Origin of the sequence: Bacillus cereus, assembly GCF_007678085.1 — a bacterium.
Taxonomy (GTDB): Bacteria; Bacillota; Bacilli; order Bacillales; family Bacillaceae_G; genus Bacillus_A; species Bacillus_A cereus_BE.
Genome location: NZ_VEDW01000023.1, coordinates 1 through 520, shown reverse-complemented (window position 1 = coordinate 520; position 520 = coordinate 1). Strand labels below are relative to the sequence as shown.

Below are 520 nucleotides of genomic sequence, written 5' to 3'. Positions count from 1 at the left end.
TATGCGCCCGTAGCTCAATTGGATAGAGCGTTTGACTACGGATCAAGAGGTTAGGGGTTCGACTCCTCTCGGGCGCGCTTTTATTAACGGGAAGTGGCTCAGCTTGGTAGAGCACCTGGTTTGGGACCAGGGGGTCGCAGGTTCAAATCCTGTCTTCCCGATTTTCCAAAAACATGGGGCCTTAGCTCAGCTGGGAGAGCGCCTGCCTTGCACGCAGGAGGTCAGCGGTTCGATCCCGCTAGGCTCCACTTATTTTAATATCATTTATGGCGGTGTAGCTCAGCTGGCTAGAGCGTACGGTTCATACCCGTGAGGTCGGGGGTTCGATCCCCTCCGCCGCTACCATAAAGGACCTTTAGCTCAGCTGGTTAGAGCAGACGGCTCATAACCGTCCGGTCGTAGGTTCGAGTCCTACAAGGTCCACCATTAGACGTTTCTATCTCGGAGGTATACCCAAGTTCGGCTGAAGGGATCGGTCTTGAAAACCGACAGGCGGCGAGAGTCGCGCGGGGGTTCGAAT

At 55.2% G+C, this 520-nt stretch carries 5 tRNA genes; all 5 read left to right on the top strand.

The window, feature by feature from the left end:
• The first annotated feature begins 3 nt into the window (after nucleotides 1-3).
• The 5 genes from FS742_RS27135 (at nucleotide 4) to FS742_RS27115 (ending at nucleotide 426) form a co-directional block, all read left to right on the top strand.
• Nucleotides 4-77, top strand: a tRNA-Arg gene (locus tag FS742_RS27135).
• Nucleotides 78-87: 10 nt separating this feature from the next.
• Nucleotides 88-161, top strand: a tRNA-Pro gene (locus FS742_RS27130).
• A gap of 14 nt (nucleotides 162-175) precedes the next feature.
• A tRNA-Ala gene (locus FS742_RS27125) sits at nucleotides 176-248 on the top strand.
• Between the two features lie 20 nt (nucleotides 249-268).
• A tRNA-Met gene (locus tag FS742_RS27120) sits at nucleotides 269-345 on the top strand.
• A gap of 4 nt (nucleotides 346-349) precedes the next feature.
• A tRNA-Ile gene (locus tag FS742_RS27115) sits at nucleotides 350-426 on the top strand.
• Nucleotides 427-520: the final 94 nt, after the last annotated feature.